This window comes from Pseudoduganella ginsengisoli, from assembly GCF_009720865.1.
GTDB classification, from domain to species: domain Bacteria; phylum Pseudomonadota; class Gammaproteobacteria; order Burkholderiales; family Burkholderiaceae_D; genus Rugamonas; species Rugamonas ginsengisoli.
In genome coordinates this window covers 84,165-99,252 of record NZ_WNLA01000022.1, presented here as the reverse complement: position 1 = coordinate 99,252, position 15,088 = coordinate 84,165, and the positions used below count along the sequence as shown (strand labels likewise).

General features: G+C 62.0%; 13 protein-coding genes. 8 read left to right on the top strand and 5 right to left on the bottom strand.

The features are described from left to right. Both GM668_RS24805 and GM668_RS24800 read right to left on the bottom strand, forming a co-directional pair. The coding region (locus tag GM668_RS24805; RefSeq protein WP_170305811.1) for a M56 family metallopeptidase at window positions 1-998 on the bottom strand (998 nt) is incomplete at its 3' end. A gap of 2 nt (window positions 999-1,000) precedes the next feature. Next, entirely contained in the window at window positions 1,001-1,372 is a 372-nt protein-coding gene (locus GM668_RS24800) for a BlaI/MecI/CopY family transcriptional regulator (protein ID WP_155441651.1), read from the bottom strand. Window positions 1,373-1,551: 179 nt separating this feature from the next. Here GM668_RS24800 and GM668_RS24795 point away from each other — a divergent pair, with 179 nt between their 5' ends. The 4 genes from GM668_RS24795 to GM668_RS24780 all read left to right on the top strand — a co-directional run bounded on the left by GM668_RS24795 (window position 1,552) and on the right by GM668_RS24780 (window position 5,725). After that, complete coding sequence (locus tag GM668_RS24795) at window positions 1,552-2,061, top strand: hemerythrin domain-containing protein (RefSeq protein WP_155441650.1); 510 nt, start codon at window positions 1,552-1,554, stop codon at window positions 2,059-2,061. 107 nt (window positions 2,062-2,168) lie between these two features. Then, entirely contained in the window at window positions 2,169-3,515 is a 1,347-nt protein-coding gene (locus tag GM668_RS24790) for an amino acid permease (RefSeq protein WP_155441649.1), read from the top strand. Between the two features lie 198 nt (window positions 3,516-3,713). Further along, window positions 3,714-4,853, top strand: coding sequence for a porin (locus tag GM668_RS24785; RefSeq protein WP_155441648.1), 1,140 nt, complete (start codon window positions 3,714-3,716; stop codon window positions 4,851-4,853). Between the two features lie 5 nt (window positions 4,854-4,858). Beyond that, on the top strand, window positions 4,859-5,725 hold the full coding sequence (locus GM668_RS24780) for a transporter substrate-binding domain-containing protein (RefSeq protein WP_155441647.1): 867 nt from the start codon (window positions 4,859-4,861) through the stop codon (window positions 5,723-5,725). A gap of 16 nt (window positions 5,726-5,741) precedes the next feature. Here the strand turns inward: GM668_RS24780 and GM668_RS24775 are convergent, their stop codons facing one another. Continuing rightward, complete coding sequence (locus GM668_RS24775; protein WP_155441646.1) at window positions 5,742-6,341, bottom strand: hypothetical protein; 600 nt, start codon at window positions 6,339-6,341, stop codon at window positions 5,742-5,744. A 182-nt stretch (window positions 6,342-6,523) separates the two neighbouring features. Between GM668_RS24775 and GM668_RS24770 the strand changes: the two genes are divergently transcribed. From GM668_RS24770 to GM668_RS24760, 3 genes are all read left to right on the top strand, one after another. Then, window positions 6,524-7,630 carry a porin gene (locus GM668_RS24770; protein WP_155441645.1) on the top strand — a complete coding sequence of 369 codons (1,107 nt, stop codon included), beginning with the start codon at window positions 6,524-6,526 and terminating at the stop codon, window positions 7,628-7,630. A gap of 72 nt (window positions 7,631-7,702) precedes the next feature. Beyond that, window positions 7,703-9,697 carry a methyl-accepting chemotaxis protein gene (locus tag GM668_RS24765; RefSeq protein WP_155441644.1) on the top strand — a complete coding sequence of 665 codons (1,995 nt, stop codon included), beginning with the start codon at window positions 7,703-7,705 and terminating at the stop codon, window positions 9,695-9,697. Window positions 9,698-9,809: 112 nt separating this feature from the next. After that, window positions 9,810-11,690, top strand: coding sequence for a M6 family metalloprotease domain-containing protein (locus tag GM668_RS24760; protein WP_155441643.1), 1,881 nt, complete (start codon window positions 9,810-9,812; stop codon window positions 11,688-11,690). Here the strand turns inward: GM668_RS24760 and GM668_RS24755 are convergent, their stop codons facing one another. Next, window positions 11,691-12,311 (bottom strand): hypothetical protein, encoded by a 621-nt coding sequence (locus GM668_RS24755; RefSeq protein WP_155441642.1) that lies wholly within the window; start codon window positions 12,309-12,311, stop codon window positions 11,691-11,693. A gap of 67 nt (window positions 12,312-12,378) precedes the next feature. After that, the gene (locus GM668_RS24750) at window positions 12,379-12,807 is read right to left on the bottom strand and encodes a hypothetical protein (RefSeq protein WP_155441641.1); all 429 of its coding nucleotides are present in this window, start codon (window positions 12,805-12,807) and stop codon (window positions 12,379-12,381) included. A 331-nt stretch (window positions 12,808-13,138) separates the two neighbouring features. Between GM668_RS24750 and GM668_RS24745 the strand changes: the two genes are divergently transcribed. Then, window positions 13,139-15,034 carry an adenylate/guanylate cyclase domain-containing protein gene (locus GM668_RS24745; RefSeq protein WP_155441640.1) on the top strand — a complete coding sequence of 632 codons (1,896 nt, stop codon included), beginning with the start codon at window positions 13,139-13,141 and terminating at the stop codon, window positions 15,032-15,034. Window positions 15,035-15,088: the final 54 nt, after the last annotated feature.

Here is a 15,088-nt window from a genome sequence, read left to right as displayed (position 1 = left end):
CCCACCACGGCCGCGCAGCATGCGCCCAGCGCTGCCTTGCCAGCGCCGGCCAGCCTGGTCGAACCACCCAGGTCCGCCAGCCGCAGCTGGCGAATGCGCTCACCCAGCGCCGCCGCGCCCGAACCGCCAAATGGCGCAGCCAGGCCGAGATTGGCGCCCTGCTGTACTTTCAGTTGCGCCACCAGCGCCGCCGCGTAATCGCGCCGTGCGGCCACCGGACGATGCGCCAGCACATGGCGGTCGCAGCCCAGTTCCTGCGCGTGGGACAGCCCGCCCGCCAGCGCCTTCAATGCCGGATTAAACCAGAACACGGTTTGCAGCAGCAGGCTGGCGTGCAGCCACAGATGGTCGCGCCGCTGCCAGTGCGCCAGTTCATGGGCCACGATCAATCGCTGCTGGTGGGGATCAAACGTGCGCAAATGGCGCGGCAACAGCAAGACCGGCTGCACCAGCCCGGCCAGCATGGGGGAAATCGGTGCGGCAGATTCCAGCACGGCTGGCGTCTTGCCGGCCCCGTTGCCGAACGCGGGATGCAGGGCCAGCGCACGTGCATCGAGCGGCAGCGCAGACGTCACCAAGCCTTTCAGCGCAACCTGGCCACGGCGCAGCCGCACCACGGCCAGCGCCAGCCCGCCGCCATAACACAGCAGCCACACGGCTGCGGCGCCCAGCAGCCAGCGCGGCGCAGGCGTATGCTCCAGCGCCAGCCCGCCTTCATCCGCACCGGCAAACGCCACGTCCGCCGTTTCGTCCACCACGGCAGGCCGCGAAACCTCAATCGAAGGCAGCACGCGCAGCGTGGCGGGCGCCGGCCACAGGGCCAGCATGAAGGATCCCGCTGCCGCAGCCATGGCCAGCAGCCACACCAGCCGCTGCGACGCCACGCCAGGCCAGCGCCGCCGAACCCCGGCCAGCACGGCAAGCAGCACGCCTGCCGCCACCACGCTCGTGACACTGGCTTGCAGGAAGGCCAGCGCGAAAGACATCAGCGCATCCATGTTCACGCCTTTTCCGCAGGCCAGTCCTGCAACAGTTGTTCAAGTTCCGCCAGCTCTTGCTGGTCAACCAGCTTACTGCCGGTGAACATATTGACGGGCAGCGGTGCGTCGATTTCCATCACGCGCTTGCCGAAATCATGGGCAAATGCAGCCAGCGTGCTGACCTTGTCCAGTGCTGCCGTGTACACGTGCACACCATGCATCGCTTGCTGGGCCACCATGTCTTTTTCCAGCATGCGCTCCAGCGTCTTGCGGGTGGACGAATACGACCAGCCCAATTCCTGTTCGACACGCTCGTGGATTTCACGTGCGCTCAGCGGCTGCTGTTTCCACAGGCACTTCAACAAACTCAATTCAGTAACGGACGGTGTCATCAAACCTCCTTTGCGACTATGGACGCCATGATACGACACCTGTCGCATGGTTGCAATAACGATATGCGACATATGTCGCACAAAGCAAGACAGGGCATCCGTTAGCTGCCGCACCGAAGCAAGGGACCGCTGCCGCCACACTGTGCACCTGCACCGTCCAACCACCGAGGAGCTTCACCATGCGTACCCATACCACCAAGAGCAAAGCCATTCCCAAAGCCATTGCCACGGAATCGCAGCCAGCCGATGCCATCAGCATGCTGATGGAAGACCACGAACACGTGAAAGACTTGTTTGAACAATTTGAAGGCTTGGGCGACCGCGCCATGGTCAGCAAAAAGAAGCTGGTCGATGAAATCTGCAATGAACTGACCAAACATACGATGATTGAGGAAGAATTGTTTTATCCCGCCGTCCGTTCGATCGGCAAGGAATTCGAAGACACCATTGATGAAGCCATCGTGGAGCACGCATCGGCCAAGCAATTGATCGCGCAACTGCTGTCGATGGATGCGGGCGACGACCTGTTTGACGCCAAAGTCACCGTGCTGTCGGAACAGATCGACCACCACGTGGAAGAAGAGGAAGGCGAGTTGTTCCCGAAAGTGCGCAAATCCAGCCTGGATCTGGTCGCGCTGGGGCGCCAGATGGAGGAGCGCAAACAACAGATTCCCGATCCCGCCGGCTGAAGCCTGCTTTCCTGACAACTAAGCCCACCGCCGGTGGGCTTTTTCTTTTATGATCACGGGCGCTGGCACCACCAGATCACATATAACAACGATAGGACACATTGAAGATGCAGGACGGGAATCACGAATTAAAGCGGGGCCTGAAGACGCGGCATATCCAGCTGATCGCACTGGGGGGCGCCATCGGCACCGGGCTATTCCTCGGTATCGCGCAAACCATCAAAATGGCCGGCCCGTCCGTCTTGCTGGGCTATGCCGTGGCAGGCGCGATTGCCTTCCTCATCATGCGCCAGCTGGGTGAAATGGTGGTCGATGAACCCGTCGCGGGTTCGTTCTCGTATTTTGCCGACAAATATTGCGGCAACCTGGCCGGCTTCATGTCGGGCTGGAATTACTGGGTGCTGTACATCCTGGTCTCGATGGCGGAACTGTCGGCAGTGGGCATCTATGTCCAGTACTGGTGGCCTGGCGTGCCGACGTGGGCGTCGGCGCTGGCCTTCTTTGCCATCATCAATGCCATCAGCCTGTTGAACGTCAAGGCGTTCGGGGAAATGGAATTCTGGTTTGCCATCATTAAAGTGGCCGCCATTGTCGGCATGATCGGCTACGGCGGCTACCTGCTGGCCACCGGCGCGGCGGGCCCGGAAGCATCGGTCGCCAACCTGTGGCAGCACGGCGGCTTCTTCCCGAATGGCGTGTCGGGGCTGACGATGGCCATGGCCGTCATCATGTTTTCATTCGGCGGGCTGGAACTGGTCGGCATCACGGCAGCGGAAGCGGACAATCCGTCCGAGACGATTCCAAAAGCCACCAACCAGGCCATTTACCGCATCCTGATCTTTTACGTGGGCGCGCTGGGCGTGCTGCTGTCGCTGTATCCATGGCAGAAAGTCGTCACTGGCGGCAGCCCGTTCGTGCTGATTTTCCACGCGCTGAATGCGAATTTCGTTGCCAATGCGCTCAATATCGTCGTGCTGACCGCCGCGCTGTCCGTGTATAACAGCGGCGTGTATTGCAACAGCCGCATGCTGTTTGGCCTGGCGCAGCAAGGCAATGCGCCGCGCGCGCTGCTGACCGTCAACCGCCGCGGCGTGCCGCTGGCCGCGCTGGGCGTATCGGCCGCATCGACCGGCATTTGCGTCGTCGTCAATTACTTCTTGCCGGGCGAAGCGTTTGGCATGCTGATGGGCCTCGTGGTGTCGGCACTGATCATCAACTGGGGCATGATCAGCTGGATCCACCTGCGCTTCCGCCAGCAAAAGGCCGCCAGCGGCCAAGTGACGGCGTTCCAGAGCCTGGGCTACCCGCTGACCAATTACCTGTGCCTGGCTTTCCTGGCCGCCATCCTCGTCATCATGTACCTGACGCCGGATTTGCGCATTTCCGTGTACCTGATTCCTGCCTGGCTGGCCGTGCTGGGGATAGGCTACAAGCTGCGCCCGGCCCAGAAGTAGCCTTCCCGCGGGCTGGCCAGCGCATCCGGCAGGCAAGCCCGCGGCAGTGGCAATGCCGTATAAACGCTATATACCCCACTACACAACGTTGCCAGTACGCACCGCCCGTTAAAAAACAAACGGCGATGGCATAACTTGCATATGAGCAGCAACTGGCTGGTGCTACAGTGATGTGACGCCGGACAACTTTCATTTCGCATGAAAACTTTGCTGCTCCGCTCTTTGTCTGCCGCCCTGGCGCTGGCATGCTGTGCGCCCCTTTGCCACGCCCAGCTCACTGTCCACGGCAGCATTGCCGCCGCCATCCGCTCCTCCACCCACACCGACCCGGCCGGACACGGCAAGGTTGAAATGACGCCGACCAATGCGTCGGCCCAGTTCATTGGCTTCAAAGGCGAAGAAGCGCTGGGTGACGGCATGCGGGCGCGCTTCCGGCTGGATGCTGGCTTTTTCACGGACACGGGCGCCACGCGCCATGGCGCCCTGTTCGGCCGCGAAGCGTCCGTGGGACTCGACGGGCGCTGGGGCACGGTCGATGCGGGACGGCTGCAAATCATCGGCGGCGCCGTGGAAACACTGGTGCGCGTCGATCCCGTCAAAGGCGCGGGCCAGGTGGAAACCGTGTGGCCCGGCATCTGGACCGGCGCCCGCTTTGATAATGCGGTGCGCTACCGCTATGACATGGGCCCATGGTTCGCGGGCGGCATGGTGTCGGTGGGCGAACGCACCGGCAACCGGGGGCAATTGACCGCCATCTCAGCGGGCTATCTCGACTTGCCCCGCGTGGCCATGGCGTCATGCCAGGCAGCGCATGACGGCGCGGGTTTAAAAGCCAGCGCGTGCACGGCCGGCATCGCGTGGACGGTGCCCCGCTTCGCGCCGGACGGCACGCTGGTGCATGCAGCGGTGTTGACGGCGCGGCGCGAAAAAGGCTTTGTCGTGGGCGCCGCGGGACAGGCCCTGTCCAACATGGATTTCAGCTACGTGGGCATCCCCGCCCCCGCCGAGAGCCACACGCGCTTCGGACTGCTGGGCATCACGCTGCCGCTGACGGCCGTGTCGCCGCTGTGGCGGCTGCGCAGCGCCGTGTTTTATGCGCGCACGCCTGATGCGACATTGTTTTCCGCCCGCGAAGGCGGCACGCAGCGCGCAGCGTATGCCGTGCTGTCGTACGATTTTTCGCGCCGCACGGCGCTGCTGTTCAGCGTGGACTGGAATCACTGGAGCGGCGGCTGGCGCGGCTACTGGGGATCCAGCGCCGCGTCGCAGGCAGCCTATGCGCCGGACGGCGCCGATACGCGCCGCACGGCTTCCATCGGCCTGCAGCATACATTTTGACAGCCATGCCACCTTCACCTGCCAGCCGGTGCGCGGCCAACAGCACTGACGTAACGGGCACATGGCGGCGCTGCATTACGCCGCGCGCCGCGGCTGCCGCTTTCAGCCTGCTGGCCGCCTGGGCCGCCCATGCGGCAGAACCCTGCGCCCCGGTCCGCATTGCTTATACCGACCGGCACGCGCCGCCGTTTTATTTCGGATCGGGCGAGACTGTCCCCGCCAAGCCCGGTGCGGCTGTTGAACTGATCAGGAAAATGGTGGCCAGCGCCGGCTGTCCTATCGCCTTCGTGCGCGTGCCGGTAGCCCGCATCCGCGTGGCCCTGGCGGAGGGCAGCGTGGACATGGCGCCGCTGAACGCCACGCCGGCCGATACCGGCATTTCCGCCATGCCGCTGGACCAGAACGGCAAACTCGACGCCCGGCGCTCCATCGAAGCCATGACGTATGTTTTCGTCCGTGGCAACGACCAGGTGCCCGCCAATGCCGACACTGTTGAATATTTCAAAGGCAGGCGCCTGGGCATAATCCAGGGCATTGCCTACGCGGCGCAGTTGCGCGCGGAAGGCTACATCGTCGACGCGGGCGCAACGGACCTGGACCGCAATATTGAAAAGCTGTTAATGGGCCGCGTGGACGCCTATGTAGCGACCGTGACCGCCCCGGCCGATCTCGATGAAGTCTTGCGGGTACGCTATGGAAACAAGGTGCGGCGGCTGGAACGTCCGATCCGCAATTCACGCACCTACCTGGCCGCCAGCAAACAGTATTACGCGGCCCACCCAGCGCGGGTGGACGCCATGTGGCAGTGGATCGCCGCCCATGGCCGCACGCAGCTGACAGCGCTGATCCACGAATACGAGCGCCTGCCGTAATCGCGCTATCCGCGCCTTATTTACCGGCGGCGGCTGCGCTGGCCGCTTTTGCGCTGGCCGACTCTGCCGCCATCCTGGCAATCTTGTCCGCCTTCAGCCGCTCGTCCGTCATCAGTTTGGCCTTGCCATAATGGCTGCCGGACGTCACGGTGCAAGTGGCTTTCGTACACGACAGCCGTGTCAACAGTTCACCGTCGATCCAGTACGCTTCGCCAAACTGCCCTTTACCGGGCTTCACTTCGGAAAACGGCTTGGCATTGAATTCACTGCGCAACTGGTCATACGTGACGCCCTGCGCATAATTGGCCGTGATTTCCCCCACCCGCACGCCCGGTGCATAAAACTTCACGACCAGCGTTTCCGGCGTCACAGTATTCATCACGATGAACGCCTTGCCGGATGACGTCCACGTGCACACCATCGCATCGACTTCGCTGTGCGGTTCATAAGGCAACGTCTGTTTGTGGGCGTCGGCGCACTTCATGTTGGAAATGCTGATGACTTTGTATTTGTTGTCACCGACGCGCATACCCTGGATAACGTGGGGGCTGTCGGCGGCGTACAGCGATGGCGCAGCCAGCGCCAGCATCAGGGTGAAGGTTGTCTTCAGCATCATAGGAAAAAAGCAGTGTCGGGACCGGTTCAATATATCGGCTGCAACGGTGTTGGTCAAAGTGCAGCAAGATGACTTGGCACTCTGGAATGGAACTGTTGTTTTTTCCGCGAGGGGAAACAAAGTGAAGCGTGCACTCCCGTAAAACGCGCTAGATTAAGCCGTTTTTTGTCACGGAGTGATCCATGCGGCGACAACTTTGGCTGGGCGGGTGGGCATTATTGCAACTGGGCGGCGCGGCTGCGCAAACCACATCGGTAACCATGTATGGCAGCCTCGATGCGGGCCCCACGCGGGTATCGAACGTACGCGGTTCGGCCGTCACGCTGATTGACGACGGCGTGCTGCAGGCGGACCGCTTTGGTATGCGCGCCACGGAAGATCTCGGCGGCGGCATGCAAGCCGTCGCGCAGCTGGAAGGCGGCTTTGCCACCAGCACCGGCGTGCAGCCCCGCAATGGCGTGCTGTTCAACCGCCTTGCGTTTGCCGGCTTGAGCGGCCGTTACGGCACAGTGGCGCTGGGCCACCACAGCAACATGATGTTTGACGCCGTGGGCAAGCTCAGTAACGGGGTCCAGTTTGGCAGTTTTTATGCTTTCCATCCGGGCAATTTTGATGAAACCGCCAACGTGGGCCAGCTTGACAACGGCATCAAATTCACCAGCCGCGAAGTCAACGGCCTGACCCTGGGCGCCGCGTATGCGCTGGGCGAACAGCCGGGCGACGCCTCGCGCAACCGCGCGTGGGGCACGAATTTCACGTATGCCAATGGCCCGATCCGGCTGGGCGGCGCGTGGACCAGCGCCAACAACAAGGCGTTGAACCTGGGCCAGTCGCTGGGCCTGCGCAGCCTGCTGGGGCAGACGCTGATCACGGGAACCAGCACGGCCCCGGTCTTCACGCCGCTGCAAGCCGACAATGTGCGCAACACGGGCCTGGGCGCCAGCTACGCGCTGGACGGCGTGCTGGTGCACGGCGCGTGGGTCCGTTCCCGCGTCCGCACGGCGGCCGGCGACGTGGCGATGACCACACCAGAGCTGGGCGTCAACGTGCGCATCGGCGCCGCTGCTTCCGTCAACACGGCCCTGTCGTTCTCGCACATGGGCGCCATGCACTGGAATCAGGCAGGGGTTAATTATGTGTATTCGCTTTCACGCCGCACGGAACTGTATGCGATGGCGATAATGCAGAAAGCCAATGGCGCGGGCGCGGTGGCGGCAATCAATTCGCTGGGCTACGCATCCGGGCAGCGCCAGACCGCGCTGCGCATAGGCATCCACCACTTGTTCTGATCACTGCATGTTAAATAAAACCAAGGATCAATCGTGAACTTTTTCCAGCAATTGTCCATACAGAAGAAACTCATGCTGAGCATGGCCGCATGCCTGGTCTTCACGCTGCTGGTGGCCTGCGGCCTCAGTACGTATGTCACGGCCGGCGGCATTGCCGAGCGTGTCGTGCAGCAGGAATTGCCGGCCGTCGTGGGCGAAATCCGTAATGACTTGCTGCGCGAAATTGCCAAGCCGCTGGCGTCCGCGCAAGACATCGCCGGCAATGATTACGTGCTGGGCTGGGAAAAAGCCGGCTTGCCCGATACCGGCCTGGAAGCGTGGCAGCAATATGCCGCCTCCATGAAGTCGCGCCTGAAAGCCAACAAGATTTTCTGGGTCTCCGGCGCCACCGGCAAATACTTTACGGAAGCCGGGCTGGCCCGCACGCTGGACCGCAGCGCGCCGGCATCCGGCTGGTTCAACGATTTTCTCAGGGAAGGCAAGCCGTACACGCTGCGCATCGACCGCGACGTGACGGACGGCAGCTATAAACTGTTCATCAACGTGCGCTTCGATGGCGGCAGCGACAAACAAGGCATTGCCGGCCTGGCGCTGTCTATCGATTCGCTGGCCGAGCGCATCAACAGCTACAAGGTCGGCCCTTCCGGCTATGTCTACCTGGTGCGCCCTGACGGCACGCTGCTGGCGCACCGCCAGAAAGACCTGGTGGACGGCAAACATGGCTTGACGGACTTGCCTGGATTTACCAAGGAAACCAGCGCTGAATTGCTGAAAGGCGGCAAATACAGCAGCACCACTTACCATGGCGCACAGGGCACGCAAATCGTGGCCGCATCGTTCGTGCCGGAACTGGACTTATATGTGATCGCCGAAGTGCCGGAATCGGAAGCCGTGGGCGCGCTGATCCGCCGCTCCACGTTTGCCGCCGTGGCAGCCGGCATTGCCGGTGTCGCCATTGGCTTGCTGGTCGTGTATGCCGTCAGCCGCGCCATTGCCGCGCCGGTCGCGCGCGCTGCCGCCATGCTGGGTGAAATCGCGGACGGCAACGGCGACCTGACGCGCCGCATGAAAGTTGAAACCAACGATGAAATCGGCGCACTGGCTACCGCCTTCAACCGCTTCGCGTCATCGTTGAACCAGACCATAGGCAAGATCCGCATCGGCGCCGACACCATTGCCCACGCCAGCAATGAAATTGCCACCGGCAATATGGATTTGTCGGGCCGCACGGAATCACAAGCAGGCAGCCTGGAAGAAACCGCGTCCACCATGGAAGAATTGACGGCCACCGTGCGCCAGAACGCCGACAATGCGCGCCAGGCCAACCAGCTGGTCACCGCCGCGTCGGACTATGCGACACAGGGCGGCAACGTGGTGGGCGAAGTAGTACAAACCATGGCCGCCATCAAGGACAGCTCGAACAAGATTGTCGACATCATTGCCGTGATTGACGGGATTGCCTTCCAGACCAATATCCTGGCGCTCAATGCCGCCGTGGAAGCGGCCCGCGCCGGTGAACAGGGCCGCGGCTTTGCCGTCGTGGCGTCGGAAGTACGCACTCTGGCGCAGCGCTCCGCCGCAGCCGCCAAGGAAATCAAGGAACTCATCAACGATTCCGTCAACAAGGTCGATGCCGGCGGCAAGCTGGTCGACAACGCGGGCGACACCATGCAGCACATCGTCACGTCCGTGCGCCGCGTGGCCGACATCATGGGTGAAATTTCCGAAGCCAGCCGCGAACAAAGCGAAGGCATTGGCCAGATCAATGACGCCATCACGCAGATGGACGACGCCACCCAGCAAAATGCCGCGCTGGTGGAAGAAGCGGCAGCCGCCGCCCAGTCGCTGCAAGACCAGGCAGCGCAGCTGGCCGAAGCCGTGGCGGCGTTCAAGCTGGACATGTCGCAAGTGGAGGCGGCGCCCGCGCCGGCATTGCAGGCGCCGCGTGCGGCCGTTGCCCTGCCCCGCCCTGCCAAGGCAAGCGCCAGGCCCGTGGCGAAAAAACCTGCCGCCCCGGCGCGCAAAACCGCGGCGCCCGCCGCGGCGGATGAATGGGAAGAGTTTTAAGCGCGGCTGGCACTGTGCCGATTTGGTGGCGCACACTGTGCAAAACCATCAAGACTTCGTGTTGAACTCTGCATAAGCTTTCCGGTTCCACAACAAGAACCAGGAGACTTACATGAAGTTGGCACACCACGGCCGCCGCGTAGCGGCCGGTTTGACCTTGCTGTTGGCCAGCCTGTGTGCGCAGGCAGGCATGCCGTACCAGGACCACGTGTTTGAATTCAAGCAGCCCAACGGCGAAAAGCTGCGCGTCCACCTGGACGGCAATGATTACTATGCCGAGCAGCGCACCGATGACGGTTCGCTGGTGGTCTATGACGCGAAAAAGAAAGGCTTGTGCTACGCCGAGGTGAACGCGGCGGGCGACGACCTGGTTTCGACCGGCGTGCTGGCCACCAATGCCAAATTGCGCAGCTTCGCCACCACCAACAAACAGCAGCAAGGCTTGGGTGCGGAAGCGCGCGCACGCAAGGCGAAAGAGAAATACCAGCAAATGCATGGCAAGGCGCCGGAGCCGGCTGCCGCCACCTTGTCCAAGATGGCTGCGGCGCCCGCATTGGCGGCGGTTTCCGGCACCGTCAAGGGTTTGACGGTGATTATCGACTTCCCCGACCTGGCCGGCACCATCACGCAGGCGCAAGTCAGTTCCTTCCTTAACGACGTGCCCTACACGGGCTTCGGCAATGCGCAATCCGTGCGCGGCTATTTCCAGACTGTGTCCGGCAACAAACTGGATTACACGAATACCGTCACCCGCTACTACCGCGCGAAAAACAATAAGGCGTATTACACGGACAACAGCCTCAGCTCGTCCGTGCGTTCGCAGGAATTGATTTCCGAAGCGCTGAACTGGCTGAAAACCACGGGCTACGACTTTTCCACCTTGTCGGTGGATGCCAATAAACAGATCCGCGGCCTGAACTTCTTCTATGCGGGCGAATCGGACAGCGCGTGGTCCAAAGGCTTGTGGCCGCATATGGGCTGGCTCAGCAACCAGTTCTGCTCCAATGGCGTCTGCACCGGCAGCTACCAGATCACCAACATGGGCAACAGCATGGCGATCGGCACGTTCTCGCACGAATCCGGCCACTTGATCATGGGCTGGCCCGACTTGTATGACTATGACAGCTCGTCGCAAGGCTCGGTCGCCAGCTATTGCCTGATGGGCTTTGGCGGTATCGGCAACCAGAGCAAATTCCGCCCGACGCCGCCGATCGGCTACTTCCGTTACCTGGTGGGCTGGGACACGGTGACGGAATTGAACCCTGCCATCAACGCGTCCGCGCCGAAAGGCCGCCTGAGCCACACGTCTGGCTCACACGCGCTGTACCGCTGGTCCAATCCCGCCAACCAGCAGGAAGCGTTTTATATTGAAGCGATCCACCAGAGCGGGCAGAACCTGTACCAGCTGGGACAGGGCTTGGCGGTATGGCACGTGGACCCGGCTGGCGACAATTCCAATGAATGGCACCCGTACGTGCAAATGGAACATGCCGATGGCCGCCGCGATCCGGAGTACAACGTCAACCGCGGCGATGCGACCGACTTGTATGACGGCGTAACGACGCGCGCCTTCACCGATACGCTGCCCAATGCATTGGCCAGCAAGGGCACCAACTCGAAATGGTGGAATGGCTATGCGTCCGGCCTGTCGGTGACGAATATCAGCCCTGCTGCGCAAACCATTTCATTTGACGTGGGCGCCACCGGCGACGTGTACACGGGCTACCTGGCCGACAAGGCGTCCGTGATCCAGCCGTCGCCGTACTTCCTGTACGCGGGCGGCACGCTGCGCATTAATCTGAGCGGCCCGTCGACGGCGGACTTTGAATTGAAACTGGAAAAATGGGACGGCAGCGCATGGCAGCAAGTCGCGTCGTCCACGTCGCCGACGTCCACCGAGTCGATTACGTACACGGCGGCCAACGCGTATTACCGTATCACCGTGTATTCGTACAGTGGTGCGGGTAACTACACGCTGACCGTACAGAAGTAATCAGCCTGCCGCTGCCGCCACTTCCGGCGGCAGCGTAATGCCGTTGGCTGCGGCGTAGCTGGCGGCGTCTTTCAACGCCTGGCGCAGCGCCTTCACATGCTCTGGCAACACCTTGGCCAGGTACACGGCCTGCGTCACGCCCAGCCCTTCGAAGGCCGCCAGCTTCCGGCGGTTGGCCGCCATGTCCTTGGCCAGCGCCGCGTTGCCCGCCACCGTCAGCGCGAAGGCGGCAACGTCCGCGCTCAGCCGGTCCCGGCTCTCGGCAGCCAGCGGCTTGGCGCTGGCGAAACCCCGGGTCAGCAGTTGCGCCGTCTCTGCCTGGCTTTTCAATACGTCCTCCAGCGCCGTACGGGGACTCGAAGGCGCCAATTCACGGCCCACCACGGCCACCGTCCCGGCTTGCTCGGTCATGCCCAGTACCGCCAGCAATTTAGCCTGGGCAATCGAGGTTTCCTGCGCCACGCCGGCATATTGCTTCAGGTAAGCGGCAGCGCTGTTGCCGCCCTCTTCCGCGTTTTCATACTTGTTATTGCTGTTGTTCGACAATTGCGCCTGGCTGTAGGCGGCGGCTGGCAGCGCCAGCGCCGCAACGGCCAGGATGGAGGCAAGGTGCTTGTGCATGGGTTCCCCGTCAAGTGTAAAGGACCGGATATTAACAAGGAAACATTGCACTAAAAGTCACACATATTCACACTGCGCTGCTCAGCGTTGCAGTAACGGCGCCGGCCGGCTGCGACTTTTTCAGTCCGATGTACTGCAGCCATGCCAGTCCCAGTGTGGCAAGCGCCTGCGCAATCACATACGCTTCGCCCAGCACTGACGGCTGCACTATGCCCAGCACGAGGATATCGATGCTGGCCAGCGCCCACAGCACATTGCCGGCCACGACAAGCAGCACGAGCGGGCGCCACAACGTACGGCTGGCCGCCAGTCCCGCCAGCATCAGCACGTACAGGACCAGGAACAGGCCGGTGCCCTGCAGCAGCGGTTCAGGCAAATTCAGCAAACCAATCACTGCTTGCGGCCGCGCCAGGTGCAGGGCTGCCACGGCGCTGCAGGCGGCGGCATCGGCAATGAAAGCGTTTTTCAGGAAACGGGAAGTCTGGATCGAGTTCATGGCATGCTCCTTGGTGGTTAAGTGTTGCGTTGAAGTGATGCCAGTGTCGCCCGTCCGCACAAGACGGCCAATTACGTCCCAGGTAATCAGGCGCCAGCTGGATACGGCAGAGATATTAATTCCGCATATATGTCATATCGCAAATGGAAATTTGCAATGCAACGAAATTTGCCGCATCATTGCACTTGTCTCCTCCAACTCTTCAAAAGAATTGGATTTTGCCCGCCTCCCAGCGGGCATTTTTTTTGCCTGTCGCTCAAATAACGACACTTGCATTTCGATAACGTAGCCGTGCGATAATGGTTTGCATTACTCCATACAGCGAGGCACCGTGGCGGACATCGAACGCAAACTGGCTGCCATCATGGTGGCCGACATCGTCGGCTACAGCGCCATGATGGAAAAGGATGAATCGCGTACGTTCGCGCGGGTGCGCGCCTTGCGTGAAAACTTGTTCAATCCGTTCATCAGCCAATACGGCGGCCGCATCATCAAAACCACAGGCGACGGCTTCCTGGCTGAATTCCCCACCGGCAGCGCCGCCTTGAATTGCGCTGTCGATATGCAGCGGCAAAACCATGCCGCGCAAGCGTCTTCCGACGAAGCCGACAAGATGCTGATGCGCATCGGTATCAATTTGGGCGACATCATCATCGATGGCGATGACGTTTCGGGCGATGGCGTCAACGTGGCGGCGCGGCTGGAGCCGTACGCGCCGCAAGACGGCATTTGCGTGTCCGGCGCCGTGCGCGACCAGGTGCGCAATGACCTCGACGTGCTGTTTGAAGACATGGGCGATTTGACCATCAAGAACATCACGCGCCCGATCCGCGCCTACCGCATCAACCTGGCCAACGCGCCAGCCACGCGCAAGGGTCCGGTGAAAGGCCGCTCGCGCAAGCCGCTGGCGGCGGCCGGCGCGGCGCTGGTCGTGCTGGCGGCTGGCGGCGCCTGGTGGCTCAAGGGTACTATTCAGCCACCGGCCGCCGTGCCCGCCGCTGCGGCAATTTCGGCGGCGCCGCTGTCCATCATCGTGCTGCCGTTTGCCAACCAGACCGGCGATGCGCAAAAAGCCTATGTGGCCGATGCGCTGACCAGCAGCATCACGGCGGACCTGGCCCGCATCCGCGACGCGTACGTCAGCTCGCCCGCGACGGCGCAAAGCTACCGCGACAAGAATTTCTCGGCACAGCAAATCGGCAAGGATGCCGGCGTGCGCTTTATTTTGCAGGGCAACGTCTTATCCAGCGGCGACAAGGTGCGCATCAGCGTCACGCTGACCGATGCGCAAAATGGCGCGACCTTGTGGACCAATTCGCTCGATGGCGATTTGACGAATTTGTTCGCGCTGCAAGACCAGGTGACCAATCAAATCGGCAACAGCATCGGCCGCCAAATGGTGGTGGTGGCCGCCAGCGAAGCGGAAAAACGGGGCAGCAGCCCGAAAGTGGCGGACTTGCTGCTGCGGGCCGCCGCGCTGCGCCTGAAATCGCAAACCCTGCCCGTGCTGCAGCAAAGCGAAGCGCTGAACCGGCAAGCGCTGGCGCTGGAAGCCGACAATGTCAATGCGCTGACGGACCTGGCTGTCTCGCTGTTCCGGCAAGCCTACAACTTCGGCAACCAGATGCCGGACGACGAACGGGAAAAGAAATGGGCGGAAGTGCGTTCGATCAGCGAGCGGGTGCGCACGCTGGATCCAAACAACGCGGAAATCCTGTATGCGATGGGCTTTTATGCGTCCAAGCATGATGATTTCCCGGGCTGGAAAAGCGCAGCCGACGCTTACTTGGCCGCGCGGCCGAAAAGCCTGCTGCCGTATATCGGGCTGGCCAATATGCACATTGCCCTGGCCGAGCCGAAAGACGCCATTGCGCGCCTGAACCAGGCCATCACGCTGGACCCGAAACATCCGCCGGAAACAATCTTCACAAATATGGCGCGCGCCTACATGGAAATCGGCGACAACGATGCGGCCCGCGACTGGTGCCTGAAAGGGACGCAGGCGCATCCAGCCTATCCGAACTGCTATGCGATTTTAGCGATGGTGTATGCCGACAAAGGCGACGCGCCGCGCCAGCAGGCGGCGCTGGCGGATTTGAAACGGGTGGCGCCGCAGTACCGGATCCCGGAATTTGCCAAGCCGCAGCCATCGAGCCCGGCCGCATACAAGACGTATTACAACGATAAGTACATGCCACTGTGGCGCAAGGCCGGATTGACGGAGTAACCGCGCTTGCCGCCATCCTCACGCAAGCGAGGTGCTGGGCGGTTTGCGCGGGCG

Coding starts and splice junctions, on each gene's coding strand:
- GM668_RS24800 (WP_155441651.1), bottom strand. CDS start 1,372: ATGACACCGTCCGTTACTGAATTGAGTTTGTTGAAGTGCCTGTGGAAA.
- GM668_RS24795 (WP_155441650.1), top strand. CDS start 1,552: ATGCGTACCCATACCACCAAGAGCAAAGCCATTCCCAAAGCCATTGCC.
- GM668_RS24790 (WP_155441649.1), top strand. CDS start 2,169: ATGCAGGACGGGAATCACGAATTAAAGCGGGGCCTGAAGACGCGGCAT.
- GM668_RS24785 (WP_155441648.1), top strand. CDS start 3,714: ATGAAAACTTTGCTGCTCCGCTCTTTGTCTGCCGCCCTGGCGCTGGCA.
- GM668_RS24780 (WP_155441647.1), top strand. CDS start 4,859: ATGCCACCTTCACCTGCCAGCCGGTGCGCGGCCAACAGCACTGACGTA.
- GM668_RS24775 (WP_155441646.1), bottom strand. CDS start 6,341: ATGATGCTGAAGACAACCTTCACCCTGATGCTGGCGCTGGCTGCGCCA.
- GM668_RS24770 (WP_155441645.1), top strand. CDS start 6,524: ATGCGGCGACAACTTTGGCTGGGCGGGTGGGCATTATTGCAACTGGGC.
- GM668_RS24765 (WP_155441644.1), top strand. CDS start 7,703: ATGCTGAGCATGGCCGCATGCCTGGTCTTCACGCTGCTGGTGGCCTGC.
- GM668_RS24760 (WP_155441643.1), top strand. CDS start 9,810: ATGAAGTTGGCACACCACGGCCGCCGCGTAGCGGCCGGTTTGACCTTG.
- GM668_RS24755 (WP_155441642.1), bottom strand. CDS start 12,311: ATGCACAAGCACCTTGCCTCCATCCTGGCCGTTGCGGCGCTGGCGCTG.
- GM668_RS24750 (WP_155441641.1), bottom strand. CDS start 12,807: ATGAACTCGATCCAGACTTCCCGTTTCCTGAAAAACGCTTTCATTGCC.